We start from the raw sequence: 15,815 nt of genomic DNA, 5'->3' as shown, positions 1-15,815 counted from the left end.
CGCGACCACGGCAGCCGCGTGCGGCATCGCGCCGGCGATCGTGCGCGCGGCTTGCGCGGCGGCATGCAAGCGTTCGCCGTAGACGGCGGCGCCGTTGCCGGCCAGCCAGAACGGTGCGGACGGCGCCTGCACCGCCTCGGGCGCGGCGACGCGCATCGGAGCGGCTTCCTGCCATTCGCCGCGGACCGCGTCCCATTCGAACAGCCCGGTATAGACCTCGTCCATGCGTGCGTCGAGCGCGACCAGCACCGGCACGCCGGCGGGCAGCGGCTGGTCCGTGGCGTCGCCCTCCAGCGCGGCCCCGGGCACCCCGCGCACGCGTTCGGCGCAGGCCATCAGCGTATTGATGGGCACGACCGGCAGATCGGCGCCGAACGCCAGCCCCTGCGCGATGCCGCAGGCGGTGCGCAGGCCGGTAAACGAGCCCGGGCCGGCGCCGAAGGCGATCGCGGCGCAATCGGCCAGCCGGATGCCGGCCTCGGCCAGCAGTTCGCCGGCGGCGGGCAGGACCCGGCCCGACGAGCGCGGGCCGGTCTGTTCGTGGCGGGCCAGGCAGCGCAGGCCGCCGGTCGGCGAGGCGTGTCCGAGCGCGACGGAACACCACTCGGTGGAGGTTTCAACGGCAAGAATCCATGACATGCCGCGATTGTATCCGCTGGCCGCGGAACCGAAGCCGCCCTCGGTTTTTTCCGGGCGGGTTTGGCGGCCCGGGGGCTATCATCGCGGGTCCATCTCCCTCACCGTCCCGGAGTCCCCCATGAGCGACCTGCAACAGCGCTTCGAGCAAGCGCAGAACGACGTCAAGCAACTGCCCGAACGCCCCAGCAACATGACGCTGCTGCGCCTGTACGCGCTGTTCAAGCAAGGCAGCGAGGGCGACGTCCATGGCGACAAGCCGGGCATGACCGACTTCGTCGGGCGCTACAAGTTCGAGGCCTGGGAAACGCTGAAGGGCACCAGCCAGGAAGAGGCGATGCAGAAGTACATCGAGCTGGTGGAGGAACTGAAGTCGGGCGCGGCCAGCTGAGCCAGCGCCGCGCCGCCGTCTTCGCGCGCTGTCTTCTTCGCGCGGACATCCCCGCGCCGCCGTCCCCGCCCTGCCATCCCTTGCGCAGGCGGGGACCCGGCGGCTTCCACACGAGACAGCCAGCACGGTGCGCCCGCTGCGTTCGCGGGCGCGACAGACATCAGGCGCTACTGCCCCACCCGCTCCGGCTGCTGCCGCGGCCGGATCCGCCAGGCGGCCAGGATCGCGGTCGCAATCACCAGCCCCACCGCCAGGAAGGTCTCGTCGAACGCGCGGATGCGCGCCGCGGCATCGGCCCCGGCCTGATTGCCGGCCAGCAGCGCGCCGTGCGACTCCAGCCGCCATTGCAGGCCGACCCCGGCCAGGCTGACGCCGATGGCACCGCCCAGCTGCCGCACGAAGTTGATCACGCTGGACCCCTGCGCGATCAGCGAAAAATCGACGCCCCGCATCGCGCCCAGCGACAGCGACGGCAGGATGCAGCCCAGGCCGATACGCCCCAGCACCGCCAGCGCCACCAGCACCACATAGGGCGTCATCAGCGAGCCCAGCGCCATCAGCAGGAAGGACGCGGCCAGCAGCGCCAGCCCCGCCGACACCTGGATATGCGGCGGCACGCGGCTGGTCAGCCGGCCGGCCGCGGCGATGGTCACCGCCAGTGCGATCCCCGCCGGCAGCAGCACGAAGCCCGCCTGCGACGGCGAGTACTGCAGCGCCATCTGCATATAGACCGGCAGCAGATAGGTCGAACCGAACAGCCCGGCGCCATAGATGAAGGCCACCACCGCGCCGGCCGAGAACTGCCGATAGCTGTACAGCCGCATGTTCATCAGCGGGTCCGACGCGCGCAGCTGCCACAGCACGAACAGCACCAGCAGCAGCACGCCCAGGCCCGACAGCAGCAGGCCGGTGACGGTGTCCTCGCGCAGCTCGACCAGGCCGTTGAGCAGCATCACCGTGGCGACGCCGGCCAGCGCCAGGCCCTGCCAGTCGAGCGGCTTGCGCTCGCCCATCATCGCGGAATCGATCGCCATGAAGCGGCGCGCCATCAGTCCGGCGACGATGGTCAGCGGCACCACCACGAAGAAGATCGAGCGCCAGCCGAACGATTCGACCAGGAAGCCGCCCAGGCTCGGCCCCAGCGCCGGCGCCAGCACCACGCCGAAGCCGAACATGCCCATCGCCCTGCCCTGCTCGCGTTCCTCGAACACGCGCAGGATCAGGATATTGGGCAGCGGCTGCATGATGCCGGCGGCCACGCCTTCGGCCACGCGCATCGCGATCATCACGCCATAGGTCGGCGAGAAGCCGCCGACCAGCCCGCCGACGCCGAGCAGCACGGCGGCGCCGAGAAAGGTGCGGCGCAGGCCGTAGCGGTTCAGCAGCCACGGCGTCAGCAGCATCGCCAGCGTCATCGCGATCATGAAGCTGGCCGCGACCCATTGCGCGCGCTCCTGCCCGAGGCCGAAATGCCGGCTCAGGTCCGGCACCGCGACATTGACGATGGTCGACGACACGATCGAGGACATCGTGCCGATCATCAGCGTGACCAGCACCAGCCAGCGCAGCTTGTCGCCGTAGCGCTCGCGCAGCTGCGCGCGCGTGGGCGCGCCGCGCGCCGGACCGTCGCCGCCGCGCGGCGGCAAGGAACCTTCGCTCACCCGAGCCTGCCGGTGCTGGCCAGTTCGCGGATCTTGCGGACCGTATCGAGATCGGCCTCGTGATAGGCCGACTTGACGATCTCGGCGTAGCGGTCGTCGCCGCTGGCGTCGACCGCCGGCATCGTGGTCTCGTAGGTGAAGCGCAGCAGCAGCGCGCCCGGGCCCGGCGTCTCGATGGTCATCGTCAGCGTGCCGCCGGCATGGTCGGCGGTGGCGGCGGTCTCGTAACGGACCGATCGGCGCGATTCGAACACGACCCGGTCGCGCACTTCGGCCTTGCCGAAATGCAGCACGCGCTCGATCCAGTCGTCGCCGCGGCCGGTGATTTCGGCGCGGTCCAGGCCCAGCACGAACAGCTCCGGCGACTGGCCGCGCAGCACCAGCCCCTGCCAGACCTGGTCCGCCGTCAGCGGGTCCAGCGCCGGCATGTTGGGGTCATTGATCTCTACCAGATGCTCGAAGCGCAACTTGATTCTCCCTCTTGCTCAAGCCGCCATTATGAAGGCCCCGCGCCGGGGCCGCATCCCGCAAAGCAAAAAGCCCGCGGATGCGGGCTTCGGGCTCTGGAATCGAGATGGCCGTCGTCCCCGCGCGAGCGGGGACGAGGCTCACACTCAGATCTCCTCGTACAGCGGCAGCGTCAGGAATTCGGCGAACGATTCCGACGTCGACATCTGCTCGAAGATCTCCGCGGCGCGGTCGTAGGTCTTCGTGTCGCCACCGACCACTTCCTTGACCTTGGCCAGCTCTTCCGGAATCAGCGCGCGCACCATCTCGGCGGTCACCTTGCGGCCGTCTTCCAGCACGCCCTTCGGCGAGCGGATCCACTGCCAGACCTGCGAACGCGAGATCTCGGCGGTGGCGGCGTCTTCCATCAGGTTGTGGATCGGCACGCAGCCGTTGCCGGCCAGCCAGGCGCCCAGGTAATGGATGCCCACGTTGATGTTCATGCGCAGCCCGCCTTCGGTGATCGGCGTTTCGGGCTGGAAGTTCAGCAGGTCGGCGGCGCTCACGTTGACGTCCGGGCGCTGCTTCTCGAACTGGTTCGGCTTGTCGCCCAGCACCGCGACGAATTCCTTCATCGCCGGCTCGACCAGGCCCGGGTGGGCCACCCAGCCGCCGTCATAGCCGTCGGTGGCATCGCGGCGCTTGTCGCCGATGATGCCCTGCATCGCGATCTCGTTCTTCTCCGGATCGTTCTTGATCGGGATCAGCGCGCTCATGCCGCCGATCGCCGGCGCGCCGCGCTTGTGGCAGGTCTTGAGCAGCAGCAGCGCGTACGCGCGCATGAACGGCGCGGTCATCGTGACCTTGGCGCGGTCGGCCAGGCAGAAGTTCTTGTCGGTCTTGAACTTCTTGATGCACGAGAAGATGTAGTCCCAGCGGCCGGCGTTCAGGCCCGCGCTGTGCTCGCGCAGTTCGTACAGGATCTCTTCCATCTCGAAGGCGGCCAGGATCGTCTCGATCAGCACGGTCGCCTTGATGGTGCCCTGCGGCAGGCCGATCTCGTTCTGCGCCATCACGAAGATGTCGTTCCACAGGCGCGCCTCGAGATGGCTTTCCATCTTCGGCAGATAGAAGAACGGACCGGCGCCCCGCGCGATCTGCTCCTTGGCGTTGTGATACAGGAACAGCGCGAAGTCCCAGATGCCGCCCGACACGCGCTGGCCGTCGATGGTCACGTGCTTCTCGTCCAGATGCCAGCCGCGCGGACGCACCTGCAGCGTGGCGATCTTGTCGTTCAGCTTGTAGACCTTGCCCTTGGCCTCGAGCGTCAGCGTGCGGCGCACGGCGGCCTTCAGGTTGACCTGGCCCTGCAGCTGGTTGTGCCAGTTCGGGGTGTTCGAGTCCTCGAAGTCGGTCATGTAGCTGTCCGCGCCCGAGTTGAACGCGTTGATGACCATCTTGGCTTCGACCGGGCCGGTGATTTCGACGCGGCGGCACTCCAGCGCCTTGGGGATCGGCGCGATCTTCCAGTCGCCTTCGCGGATCGACTTGGTCTCCGGCAGGAAGTCGGGGCGCTCGCCCGCGTCCAGGCGCTTGGCGCGTTCGACGCGGGCGGCCAGCAGCTGCTGGCGGCGCGGTTCGAAGGCGCGGTGCAGCTTGTCCACCAGGGCCAGCGCTTCCGGCGTGAGGATATCTTCGTAGGCCGGCAGGATTTCGCCGGTAATCTTCATGCCCGCAGGCAACGTGATGGCCATCAATGTTCTCCTGTGATCGATGGGGGTTGTGCCATGCCTGCCCTCGTCATCCGTGCGCGACGGCAATGCCGCGTGCGCGCACGAAATCGAGCAGGTCGTTCATGTCGTGCCCGGTCCCGCTCGGCTCGGCGTCGAGCCGCTCCGCCGGGTGGCCGGCACGATTGATCCAGAACGTGGTGTAGCCGAACCAGGTCGCGCCGCACGCGTCCCAGCCGTTGGACGAGACGAACAGCATCTCGTGCGCCGGCACGCCGAAGGCCGCGGGACCGAGCGCATAGGCGGCCGGCGCGGTCTTGTACTGGCGCACCGCGTCGACCGACAGCACATGGTCGAACAGGCCCTGCATGCCGGCGCTCTTGACCGAGATGTCGAGCATCTCCGGATTGCCGTTGGACAGGATGCCCAGCGGCAGCCCGGCCGCGCGCAGGCGGCGCAGCGCGCCCAGGTTCTCCGGAAAGGCCGACAGGCAGGCGTATTCCTTCAGCAGCTGCGCCTCGGCCGCGGCATCGAGCCGCAGATCGAGCCGCTGCGCCGCATAGCGCAGCGCGTCGACGGTGATCGCCCAGAACGGCTTGTACCAGGCCCCGTCCGGCGCGGCCAGGGTGCGGATCCGCGTGTAGTCGATCTGGCGGTCGCGCCACAGCAGCGCCAGCGCCTCGCCCTTGCCGGGAAACAGCTGCTCCGCGCGCGCCGTGACGGAATACACGTCGAACAGCGTGCCATAGGCATCGAAGACGACGGCGCGGATCGGGTTCATAGCGGGCAAGGACCAGGGTTGGCGGCCGCGGCGCAGGGCCGGCGTACCACGAATTCCGAGCATTGTAGGCAGGCGCTGCAGCGCGGCATAGCCGACCCGGGTCACTTGATCTTTTACTTTTGCCCTACTAATCTTGGCGAACCGTCGGAAGATCCGAAACCAATATCGGCTCCGACCCTGCCATCCGCTGACCGGCACGTATCGCCAAGATCGCTTTGTGTCCGGGCAGCCGCAAACCGTCGGGGACACGTGGATCATTTCAAGCAACTGGCGACCTTCGTCTCGGTCGCCTCGCGCGGCAGCCTGTCCGCGGCCGCCACCGCCGAGGGCGTCGCGCCGGCCATCATCGGCCGCCGCATCGACGCGCTCGAGGAACGGCTGGGCGTCAAGCTGCTGGTGCGCACCACCCGCAAGATCACGCTGACCTTCGAGGGCTCGGCCTTCCTGGAAGACTGCCAGCGCATCCTGAACGATCTGCAGAACGCCGAGGCCAGCGTCTCGGCGGGCGGCGTCAAGGCCAGCGGCCATCTGCGCGTGACGGCACCGGCGGGCTTCGGCCGCAAGCACGTGGCGCCGGTGGTGCCGCTGTTCATCGAGTCGCATCCGGACGTGACCATCACGCTGGACCTGTCGGACCGCGTGGTCGACCTGGTCAACGAGGGCTTCGATTGCGCGATTCGCCTGGGCGACCTGCCCGATTCGAGCCTGGTGTCGATCCGGCTGGCCGAGAACCGCCGCGTGGTGGTGGCGGCGCCCTCGTATCTGGCGCGGCGCGGCACGCCGCAGCTGCCGGAGGAACTCGCCGCGCACAACTGCCTGGCCTTCGGCGCCAGCGCCAACGTGCAGCGCGGCTGGGTGTTCCAGCAGGACGGGCGGCCGGTCACGGTCAAGGTCGGCGGCAATATGGAATGCACCGACGGCGCGGTGCTGCATGCCTGGTGTCTGCAAGGACACGGGCTTGCGTGGCGCTCGTGGTGGGAGGTCGGCCACGAGATCGCGACCGGGCGCCTCGTGACGGTGCTCGATGAGTTCCAGGCGCCGCCGATCGGCATCCATGCGGTGTTTCCGCAGCGCAAGCATCTGCCGTTGCGGGTGCGGCTGTTTATCGATCATCTGAAGAACACCTACGGCAACCCCGCCTACTGGCGCCGGGGCGAACAGGCGCCGCTGCCCGCCGCCGACGAGCCGGTCGGTGCCTGACCCTGCACGACGATCGGGCAAGGGTTCGCCCGCGATGCATTAGCCGCCACACTGGCTACAATGAAGTCAGCGCGGGCCCGGTTTTGTCCGCCCGTTGTCCGCCCGCTTCCGGTGCCCCTCGGGTATGCCTTTGGACTCATCGCAAGGAGATCGGCCATGTTCAAGCACATCCTGCTCCCCACTGACGGTTCGGAGCTGTCCAAGAAAGCGATCGACGGCGGCATCGAACTGGCCAGGGCCATCGGCGCCCGGGTCACGGCCTATGTCTGTCTCGAGGAATATCCGTACACGCCTTTCAGCGAAATCGTGGTCGAGGCCCCGCAGGCCTTCAAGGACCGCATCGAGGCGCAGGCGCGCATCTATCTGAAGGAGGTCGAAACCGCCGCGACCGCGGCCGGTGTGCCTTGCGACACCGATATGTCGACCTTCGCGGTGCCCTATCTGGGCATCATCGACGCGGCCGAACGGCATGGCTGCGACGTGATCTTCATGGCCTCGCACGGCCGCCGCGGCCTGTCCGGCCTGCTGCTCGGCAGCGAGACGCAGAAGGTGCTGACGCATACCGATATTCCGGTGATCGTCTACCGGTAAGGCAGCACCTTCGCTGAACCCCTTCCCCTCTCCCTCTCCCGCCATCGGGAGAGGGAAACGGAGAGGGAGAGCCCACTACATCAAGCCACCTTCTTGTCGAAGAACTGCTCGTCCTCGGTCGAGCCCTTCAGCGCGGTGGTCGACGACTGGCCGCCTTCGATGGTCTGCGTGACCGCGTCGAAGTAGCCGGTGCCGACTTCGCGCTGGTGCTTGACCGCGGTGAAGCCCTTCTCGGCCGCCTTGAACTCGGCTTCCTGCAGTTCGACGAACGCGCTCATCTGGTTGCGCGCATAGCCGTAGGCCAGGTTGAACATCGAGTAGTTCAGCGAGTGGAAGCCGGCCAGCGTGATGAACTGGAACTTGTAGCCCATCGCGCCCAGCTCCTTCTGGAACTTGGCGATGGTGGCGTCGTCCAGGTTCTTCTTCCAGTTGAACGACGGCGAGCAGTTGTAGGCCAGCAGCTTGCCCGGGTACTTGGCGTGCACCGCCTCGGCGAACTTCTTGGCGAATTCCAGATCCGGCTTGCCGGTTTCGCACCAGACCAGGTCGGCCACTTCCGCATAGGCCAGCGCGCGTGCGATCGACTGCTCGATGCCGGCCTTGGTGCGGTAGAAGCCCTCGACGGTGCGCTCGCCGGTGCAGAACGGCTTGTCGCGATCGTCGATGTCCGAGGTCAGCAGATCGGCCGCTTCCGCATCGGTACGGGCGATCACCAGCGTCGGCACGCCCATCACGTCGGCGGCCAGGCGCGCGGCGGTCAGCTTGGCGACGGCCTCGCGGGTCGGCACCAGCACCTTGCCGCCCATGTGGCCGCACTTCTTGACCGAGGCCAGCTGGTCTTCGAAGTGCACGCCGGCGGCGCCCGCTTCGATCATCGCCTTCATCAGCTCGAACGCGTTCAGCACGCCGCCGAAGCCCGCTTCCGCGTCCGCCACGATCGGCGCGAAGAAATCGATGTCGCCCTTGCCTTCGCTCCACTGGATCTGGTCGGCACGCTGGAAGGTGTTGTTGATGCGCTTGACCACCTGCGGCACCGAGTTGGCCGGATACAGCGACTGGTCCGGATACATCTCGCCGGCCAGGTTGGCGTCGCCGGCGACCTGCCAGCCCGACAGATAGATCGCCTTCAGGCCGGCCTTGACCTGCTGCATCGCCTGGTTGCCGGTCAGCGCGCCCAGCGTGTTGACGAACGGCTCGGTATTGAGCAGATGCCACAGCTTCTCGGCACCGCGGCGGGCCAGCGTGTGCTCGATCTGGACCGAGCCGCGCAGGCGCACCACGTCCTCGGCGGTGTAGTGGCGGCTGATGCCCTTCCAGCGCGGGTTGGTTTCCCAGTCTTGCTTGAGCTTTTGTGCTTCGATTTCGCGGGACATGTCACTCTCCTGTTGATGGGGTTCGGCAAATCTTTGCGACGCGACCGGACGGGGAGCCGGTCTGCCGACCTGGGGCGCCGGGTGCCGGTCTCAGCGTTCCGGCGGCGCCGCAAGTCATATGTCTTATATAAGAGTGTAGAGAAGCGTCCCGCGACGCAACAAGGCTCGATGCGGCCTGCGCCGCAGATTTTTTATCCTTATATTTCAGTAGTTTATCGAAAACATTTCACGATACGGCAAGACCTTTCCCATCATGAGAAACGACCGTTGTGCCACGCACCCATGTATTTTTGCGGACCAAAACGTCTTTCCGCATCGTGAAATGGTGTGCAAGCGCTGTCGGGCGGTGCAGGGGCAACAAGCTGGCCGGTAGGCTGCCCTGCCTGGCCCGCGCCGTCGTCAGCCCTGCTTCACGCTGGCATTCGCCAGGTCGACGTCCGACACCAGCACGCCGTCCTCGTCGACGTAGATCCAGTTGCCCGGACGCACTACCGCACCCGGCATCTGCAGCGCGACGTCGCGCTGCCCGCTGTTGCGCTTCTCGCTCTTGCGCGGATGCACGCCCAGCGCGCGGATGCCGATGTCGCAATCGTTGAGCTCGACGGTGTCGCGCACATAGCCGTTCAGCACGATGCCGGCCCAGCCGTTCTTCTCGCCGAGCTGGCCGAGATTGCCGCCGACCAGCGCGCAGCGCGCCGAGCCGCCGGCGTCGACCACCAGCACCCTGCCCTGTCCCGGCGACTCGAGCGCCTCGCGCACCAGCGAGTTGTCCTCGAACACCTTCAGCGTCATGGCGGGGCCGGCGAAGCGCGCGCGCTTGCCGAAGGCCTGCCAGCCCGGCGTCAGCACGCGCAGCGAGCCGTCGGCCAGGCGTGCCTCGTGATCGTCGCAAAGGTCGGTGGTGGCGAAATCCATGGCAATTCACTCCTCGATCAGCAGGGAAACAAAGGGGAAAAAGGGGAAAAAGCGGACAAAGCGAAAAACGCGAAGACGGGCGCGATGCCCGGGTGCGCCCGATGGTGCGGCGCAACCGAAGCATCATAGTGGAAAACGACCGGGGAAGACCGGGCAGAAGCGCGGAAGCAAGTCCGCGCGGAAGGCCGGGCAGAAGCTCCGAAGGAAGCGCGCGCGGGAGGCCGGGCCGAAGGCCGGAGAAGGCCGAAGGCCGGAGAAGGCCGACGCAAGGCCCGCGCCGGCGCACCCCCCAACAGCCCTTACATCTGCTTGAACAGATACGCGTACTGCCGCGCCACCGCCAGCGTCTCGGGGCGATTGCGCAACTTCAGCGTGAGCCGCCCGAGCGACTGGTTGACTGCGGCGGCGACGCAGTCGATGTTGACCACCGTGCCGCGATGGATCTGCCAGAAGCGGTCCGGATCGAGCTGCTGGGTCAGCTCGCGCAGGCTGGTGCGGATCAGCGCCTCGCCGCTGCTGGACACCACGTTGACGTACTTGTCGGTGGCCTCGAGGTAGATCACCTCGTCGACCGGGATGATCCGCACCTCCTGGCCGACCAGGGCCTTGATGAAGCGCAGGTACGGCCCGCCGGTGCGCGCGATGGTGTCGCGGTCCAGCGCCTCGAGCCGGTTCAGCAACTGCTCCAGCCGCTCGCCTTCGAGCGCGCCCGCCGAGGCGCTGCCGTCCATCGTCTGCGGCGGCATCGCCAGCCGCGTCTTCAGCCGGTTCACGGTCGCCTCCAGCCGCTCACGCTGGATCGGCTTGAGCACGTAGTCGACGGCGGCGCTCTCGAAGGCCTCCAGCGCGAACTGGTCGTAGGCGGTGACGAACACCACCAGCGGCGCGCCGGGCTTGCCCAGCAGGTCGCGCGCCACCTCCATGCCGGTGATGCCCGGCATCCGGATATCGAGAAAGGCGACGCGCGGCGCGTGCTGGCGCACCGCTTCGAGCGCCGACACCCCGTCATGCACGGTCGCGACGATCTGCGCCTCCGGCCACAGGCTGGACAATTCGGCATGCAACACGCGGGCAAGGAGCGGTTCGTCGTCGGCAATCAGCAGGGTCGGCGTCATCGTGGAGTCGGTGGCAGTCGATCGGGGATCATCGACGGTCGTCGGCGGACCGTCAGCGGTAACGAAACGGGGCGGGCCCGCGGCGACAGTCCGCAGGCCTCGCGATATCGGTATCAGGACCGCGCCGCGGCGGAGGCGGCCGGCACGGGCGGCACGGGCACCGCCGCGCCGGCGCCGGCCTGCGCCGTCCCGCATGTGGCGGCCGGCGCGGCGACGCCCTGCTGGACCGGCTTGCGCGTGACCGGCACGGTCAGCCGCACCACCACGCCGCTGGGCACGTTCTCCTCGATCTGCATCGTGGCGGCGGCGCCGAAGATCCGCGCCAGGCGTTCGCGCACATGCGTCAGCCCCAGGCCCGAGCCCTTGACCGGCGCCTGCGCGAAGCCGACGCCGGTATCGGCGATCGACACCTGCACGGCGTTCTCGCCCTGCGCGCGTGCCGACACGGTAATGCGCCCCCCCGCCATGCAGGGCTCGATGCCATGCGTGACGGCGTTCTCGACCAGCGGCTGGATCAGCATCGGCGGAATCTCGACCTCGGCCAGATCGTCGGGCAGATCGAACTGATAGGACAGGCGCTGGCCGAAGCGCAGCCCCTGGATATCGAGATAGCTGCGCAGCAGCGCGAATTCCTGCTGCAGCGTGCATTGTTCCGCGCGGGTATGGGCCAGCGAGCGCCGCAGGAAGCCGATCAGCCCCTGCAGCAGCTTGCGCGCGGCATGCGGATCGGTGGCGATCAGGCCGTCCAGGTGGGCCAGCGAGTTGAACAGGAAGTGCGGTTCGATCTGCGCCTGCAGCGCCATCAGCTGCGCGCGCACCAGCTGCTTCTCGGCCTCCTCGCGCTGCAGCGCGTCGAGCGCGGCCTGGCGCTGCAGGAAGGCCAGGCGCTCGCGCGACCAGTAGAAGTAGATCATGCTGGTCGCCGCCAGCATCCCGACCACCAGGCACATGCGCAGCATGTCGTTGGCCTCTTCCATCGACTTGGGCGGCAGGTCCAACACCATCCGCGTCGCCCAGCTGCCGAACAGCACGCCGAGCGGCACCGCGGCGATCGCCAGCAGGATGAAAGGCCAGCCCGCCGGGCGTTCGTTGCGCCAGATCACCACGCGCGGGATATCGATCAGCGCCCAGATCGACAGGCCGATCAGCTGGCTATAGACGAAGTTCTTCAGGAAGGTGCCGACGGTCTGGAAGCCCCAGGTGAGGCTGACCGCGATCACGCCGTTCATGACCAGCACGAACACCAGGTCGCGTCCCAGCAGCGTCAGGCGGGAAGGAATGGCGTGGGTGAAACAGCGGTGCGTCGATCTCATGTCGCCTCCGTCCTTCCACCGCCACCTCGGCGACGCGGGTGTGGGGAGGGACCATTGCCTCATTCTAGCCGCGACCCGCCGACGTTCCATGCGGCGGTGCGGCCCCCAACCGCGGCATTCGCCAGCTCGGAGGCGGATCGCATGCGGCACGGGATGACCGGCGATGCGGTGCAGCATGGCTGGCGGCCGCTGCATCGGTACGCATCCCGTGTCCGTGCGCGTAATGTAACCCGGGTCACGGCGCGAATGAAACCCGGATGCGACGAACGGGCGACCAGCGGCGCGAAGGGGCCGCTGCCGGGTCCGAAGTGGATGCGGCCGCGCGACGGCATCGCGAGGCAATGCAACGATGCACCGCGGCGATCGCGCGGCGCCGAAGAAGAGCCAGCATGCGGCGGCGCCGCGATGCCGGCTTCGTGCGCAAACCTACGCAGTCTCGGCCGTCAGCGCCCCGAAGCTGCCGCCCTCGGCCAGCGCGCTGCTGACCGCCTGCTCGGACAGCTGCGGCGCGAACAGCTGGATGAAGGCATGCGCATAGCCGCGCAGATAGGCGCCGCGGCGCACCGCCACGCTGGTGGTGTTCGGCGCGAACAGATGATCGGCCGCGATCCGCACCAGCCCGCTGTCCTTGCGCGGATCGTAGGCCATCGAGGCGATGATGCCGACGCCGAGATCGAGCTCCGCATACGTCTTGATCACGTCGGCATCGAGCGCGGTCAGCACGATCTCCGGCTGCAGGCCGGCCTGCGCGAAGGCGCTGTCGATCTTGCGCCGGCCGGTAAAGCCCGCGTCGTAGGTGATGATCGGAAAACCGGCCAGGTCCTCCAGCGTCGGCTCGGGCAGCCGCGTCAGCGGGTGGTCCGGCGCGACCACCAGCACATGGCGCCAGGTGTAGGCGTCGAACGCGGTCAGCGACGGCTCGCTCGCCAGCGCCTCGGTGGCGATGCCGATATCGGCCTGCCCCGACAGCAGCAGCTCGACGATATGGTTGGGCGAGGCCTCCTGCAGCGCCAGCGTGACGTGCGGATAGGCGCGGCGGAATTCCGTGACGACCTTCGGCAGCGCATAGCGGGCCTGCGTATGCGTGGTGGCCACCGTCAGCCGGCCGGTATGGCGGCCGGCGAATTCGTCGCCCGCCTGGCGCAGGTTCTCCGCCTCGAGCAGCAGACGCTCGACGATGCGGACGATCTCGCGGCCCGGCGCGGTCAGCCCGGTCAGCCGCTTGCCGTAGCGCTCGAAGATCTCGACGCCCAGCTCTTCCTCGAGTTCGCGGATCTGGCGCGACACGCCCGGCTGCGAGGTGTACAGCGCGTTGGCAACCTCGGTCAGGTTGAACTGGCGGCGCACCGCCTCTCGGATCGATCGCAGTTGCTGGAAGTTCATCGGGCCGCTCCTGCCTGTGCAGACGCTTGCGCCGCCGCTTGCGTCGCCGCTTGCGTCGCCGCTTGTGCCGAACCTCGGCCCGCCTGCCGCACGCCCTGCCCGCCCGCGAACACGCGCATGCGCCGCGGCCGCGCCGCCAGCAGCTCGCCCTCGCGATAGCCGTCGCGCTGGAAGCGCTCGAGCGGCAGCACGACCTCGATCAGCTCGCGGTTGTCCTCGCGCTCCAGTTCCAGCTGCGCGACCGGTCCGAGCGCCAGCGCACGCCGCAGCGTCGCGACGATGCCTTCGGCGCCGGGCGCATAGCGCTCCAGCTCGACCTCGTGCGGACGGACGTAGCCGATCGCCTCGGCGCCCTCGGCCTCGTCGACCGAGCCCAGGCCGTCGTCGCCCAGACCATCGGACAGCGACAGCAGCGCCGCCCCGCTACGCAGCGCGCCGCCATCGGTGCCGCGCTCGAGCCGCCCGTGAATGCGATTGACATGGCCCAGGAAGCCGAACACGAACGGCGTGGCCGGATGCTCGTAGACCGCCTGCGGCGAGCCCACCTGCTCGACGCGGCCGCGCTGCATCAGCACCACGCGGTCGGCCACCTCCAGCGCCTCCTCCTGGTCGTGCGTGACGAAGACGCTGGTCACATGCAGTTCGTCGTGCAGGCGCCGCAGCCAGCGCCGCAGTTCCTTGCGGACCTTGGCGTCGAGCGCGCCGAACGGTTCGTCCAGCAGCAGCACGCGCGGCTCGACCGCCAGCGCGCGGGCCAGCGCGATGCGCTGGCGCTGGCCGCCGGACAGCTGCGGCGGATAGCGGTCAGCCAGCCAGTCCAGCTGCACCAGCTCCAGCAGCGCGCGCACGCGCTCGCGGATCTGCGCCTCGCTCGGCCGCTCGCCGCGCGGCTTGACGCGCAGGCCGAAGGCGACGTTCTCGAACACCGTCATATGGCGGAACAGCGCGTAGTGCTGGAACACGAAGCCGACCTGGCGCTGGCGCACCGGCTGCCCCGTCGCATCCTGGCCTTCCAGCAGCACCTGCCCGCGGTCGGCGCGCTCGAGCCCCGCGATCACGCGCAGCAGCGTCGTCTTGCCGCAGCCGGAAGGTCCCAGCAGCGCGGTCAACTCGCCTTCGGCGAAATCGAGCGAGACGTCGTCCAGCGCGACGAAATCGCCGAACTGTTTGTGCAGATGCCTTACCTGAATGCTCATGATGTCCATCCCAAGCTGTCTTGCGCGTCGGCCGCGGCGGCCGGGCCGCGTACCTTGGCGGGGTGCCCGTCGCGCGCGGATTCCCCACCGAACGAGGGTGCATGCGCGTGCAACGTGGCCGGGCGTGCGGCCGCTGCGGACGTTGCCGCCGATACCGCCGATGCTGGCGATGCAGCCGAAGCGGCCGGCACGGCCTCTTCGCTCGCCTCGCCCAGCTCCCGCCGCGTCCGGAATTCGACCAGTGTCTTGATCGCCAGCGTCAGCAGGGCCAGCAGCGTCAGCAGCGAGGCCACCGCGAAGGCGGCGACGAAGTTGTATTCGTTGTAGAGAATCTCGACGTGCAGCGGCATCGTGTTGGTCAGCCCGCGGATATGGCCCGACACCACGGACACCGCGCCGAACTCGCCCATCGCGCGCGCATTGCACAGGATCACGCCGTACAACAGGCCCCAGCGGATATTGGGCAGCGTCACGCGCCAGAAGGTCTGCCAGCCCGAGGCGCCCAGCACGATGGCGGCCTCCTCTTCCTCCGTGCCCTGCGCCTGCATCAGCGGAATCAGTTCGCGGGCGACGAAGGGAAAGGTCACGAAGACGGTCGCCAGCACGATGCCCGGCACCGCGAACAGGATGCGGATGTCGTGCTCGGCCAGCCACGGACCGAGCCAGCCCTGCGCGCCGAACAGCAGCACATAGATCAGGCCCGAGATCACCGGCGAGACCGAGAACGGCAGGTCGATCAGCGTGGTCAGCAGGCTCTTGCCGGGAAATTCGAACTTGGCGATGGCCCAGGCCGCGGCGACGCCGAACACCAGGTTCAGCGGCACCGCGATCGCCGCGACGGTCAGCGTCAGGCGGATCGCGGACAGCGCGTCGGGCTCGACCAGCGCGTTCCAGTAGGCGTGCAAACCCTGGCGCAGCGCCTCGTAGAACACCGCGGCCAGCGGCACGAACAGGAACAGCGTCAGGAACAGCGCGGCCAGCGCGATCAGCGCGCGGCGCACCCACGGCGCCTCGGCGGTGGCGTCATGCAGGCGCCCGGGCGGCAGCGCGCGGGCGGCGCCCAGAGGAATCGTCGCGGCCATC

The 15,815-nt window shown here is 68.5% G+C and carries 15 protein-coding genes; 3 read left to right on the top strand and 12 right to left on the bottom strand.

The features are described from left to right. Positions 1–639: tRNA (adenosine(37)-N6)-threonylcarbamoyltransferase complex dimerization subunit type 1 TsaB (tsaB, locus tag F1599_RS22795; protein WP_150084664.1), on the bottom strand; the 639-nt coding region annotated here is incomplete at its 3' end. A 118-nt stretch (positions 640–757) separates the two neighbouring features. Here tsaB and F1599_RS22790 point away from each other — a divergent pair. Then, on the top strand, positions 758–1,027 hold the full coding sequence (locus F1599_RS22790; RefSeq protein WP_149319058.1) for an acyl-CoA-binding protein: 270 nt from the start codon (positions 758–760) through the stop codon (positions 1,025–1,027). 167 nt (positions 1,028–1,194) lie between these two features. Here the strand turns inward: F1599_RS22790 and F1599_RS22785 are convergent, their stop codons facing one another. From F1599_RS22785 to F1599_RS22770, 4 genes are all read right to left on the bottom strand, one after another. Further along, on the bottom strand, positions 1,195–2,688 hold the full coding sequence (locus tag F1599_RS22785) for a DHA2 family efflux MFS transporter permease subunit (RefSeq protein WP_395896942.1): 1,494 nt from the start codon (positions 2,686–2,688) through the stop codon (positions 1,195–1,197). Further along, positions 2,685–3,155, bottom strand: coding sequence for an SRPBCC family protein (locus F1599_RS22780; RefSeq protein ID WP_149319059.1), 471 nt, complete (start codon positions 3,153–3,155; stop codon positions 2,685–2,687). Before F1599_RS22780 ends, F1599_RS22785 begins: the two co-directional genes overlap by 4 nt. A gap of 147 nt (positions 3,156–3,302) precedes the next feature. Next, positions 3,303–4,889, bottom strand: coding sequence for a malate synthase A (gene aceB / locus F1599_RS22775; RefSeq protein WP_149319060.1), 1,587 nt, complete (start codon positions 4,887–4,889; stop codon positions 3,303–3,305). A gap of 46 nt (positions 4,890–4,935) precedes the next feature. Further along, entirely contained in the window at positions 4,936–5,646 is a 711-nt protein-coding gene (locus F1599_RS22770; RefSeq protein WP_150084663.1) for a haloacid dehalogenase type II, read from the bottom strand. 249 nt (positions 5,647–5,895) lie between these two features. On the opposite strand from F1599_RS22770, the gene F1599_RS22765 reads away from it, so the two are divergent. Beyond that, positions 5,896–6,846, top strand: a complete 951-nt coding sequence (locus tag F1599_RS22765) for a LysR family transcriptional regulator (RefSeq protein WP_149319062.1) — start codon at positions 5,896–5,898, stop codon at positions 6,844–6,846. Between the two features lie 156 nt (positions 6,847–7,002). Continuing rightward, positions 7,003–7,437 carry a universal stress protein gene (locus F1599_RS22760; protein ID WP_149319063.1) on the top strand — a complete coding sequence of 145 codons (435 nt, stop codon included), beginning with the start codon at positions 7,003–7,005 and terminating at the stop codon, positions 7,435–7,437. 80 nt (positions 7,438–7,517) lie between these two features. Here the strand turns inward: F1599_RS22760 and aceA are convergent, their stop codons facing one another. From aceA to cysW, 7 genes are all read right to left on the bottom strand, one after another. Continuing rightward, positions 7,518–8,810 (bottom strand): isocitrate lyase, encoded by a 1,293-nt coding sequence (gene aceA / locus F1599_RS22755; protein WP_149319064.1) that lies wholly within the window; start codon positions 8,808–8,810, stop codon positions 7,518–7,520. Between the two features lie 399 nt (positions 8,811–9,209). Further along, complete coding sequence (gene rraA / locus F1599_RS22750; RefSeq protein ID WP_150084662.1) at positions 9,210–9,725, bottom strand: ribonuclease E activity regulator RraA; 516 nt, start codon at positions 9,723–9,725, stop codon at positions 9,210–9,212. A 299-nt stretch (positions 9,726–10,024) separates the two neighbouring features. After that, the gene (locus F1599_RS22745; RefSeq protein WP_149319066.1) at positions 10,025–10,840 is read right to left on the bottom strand and encodes a LytR/AlgR family response regulator transcription factor; all 816 of its coding nucleotides are present in this window, start codon (positions 10,838–10,840) and stop codon (positions 10,025–10,027) included. A 113-nt stretch (positions 10,841–10,953) separates the two neighbouring features. Beyond that, positions 10,954–12,153, bottom strand: coding sequence for a sensor histidine kinase (locus F1599_RS22740; RefSeq protein WP_150084661.1), 1,200 nt, complete (start codon positions 12,151–12,153; stop codon positions 10,954–10,956). Positions 12,154–12,579: 426 nt separating this feature from the next. Then, on the bottom strand, positions 12,580–13,536 hold the full coding sequence (locus tag F1599_RS22735) for a CysB family HTH-type transcriptional regulator (RefSeq protein ID WP_150084660.1): 957 nt from the start codon (positions 13,534–13,536) through the stop codon (positions 12,580–12,582). Beyond that, entirely contained in the window at positions 13,533–14,732 is a 1,200-nt protein-coding gene (locus F1599_RS22730; RefSeq protein WP_150084659.1) for a sulfate/molybdate ABC transporter ATP-binding protein, read from the bottom strand. Before F1599_RS22730 ends, F1599_RS22735 begins: the two co-directional genes overlap by 4 nt. Beyond that, positions 14,729–15,814, bottom strand: coding sequence for a sulfate ABC transporter permease subunit CysW (gene cysW / locus F1599_RS22725; protein WP_150084658.1), 1,086 nt, complete (start codon positions 15,812–15,814; stop codon positions 14,729–14,731). The genes F1599_RS22730 and cysW overlap by 4 nt, the downstream gene beginning before the upstream one ends. Between the last annotated feature and the right edge of the window lies 1 nt (position 15,815).

This window comes from Cupriavidus cauae, assembly GCF_008632125.1.
GTDB classification, from domain to species: Bacteria; Pseudomonadota; Gammaproteobacteria; order Burkholderiales; family Burkholderiaceae; genus Cupriavidus; species Cupriavidus cauae.
This window is presented reverse-complemented; position numbering and strand designations above follow the sequence as displayed.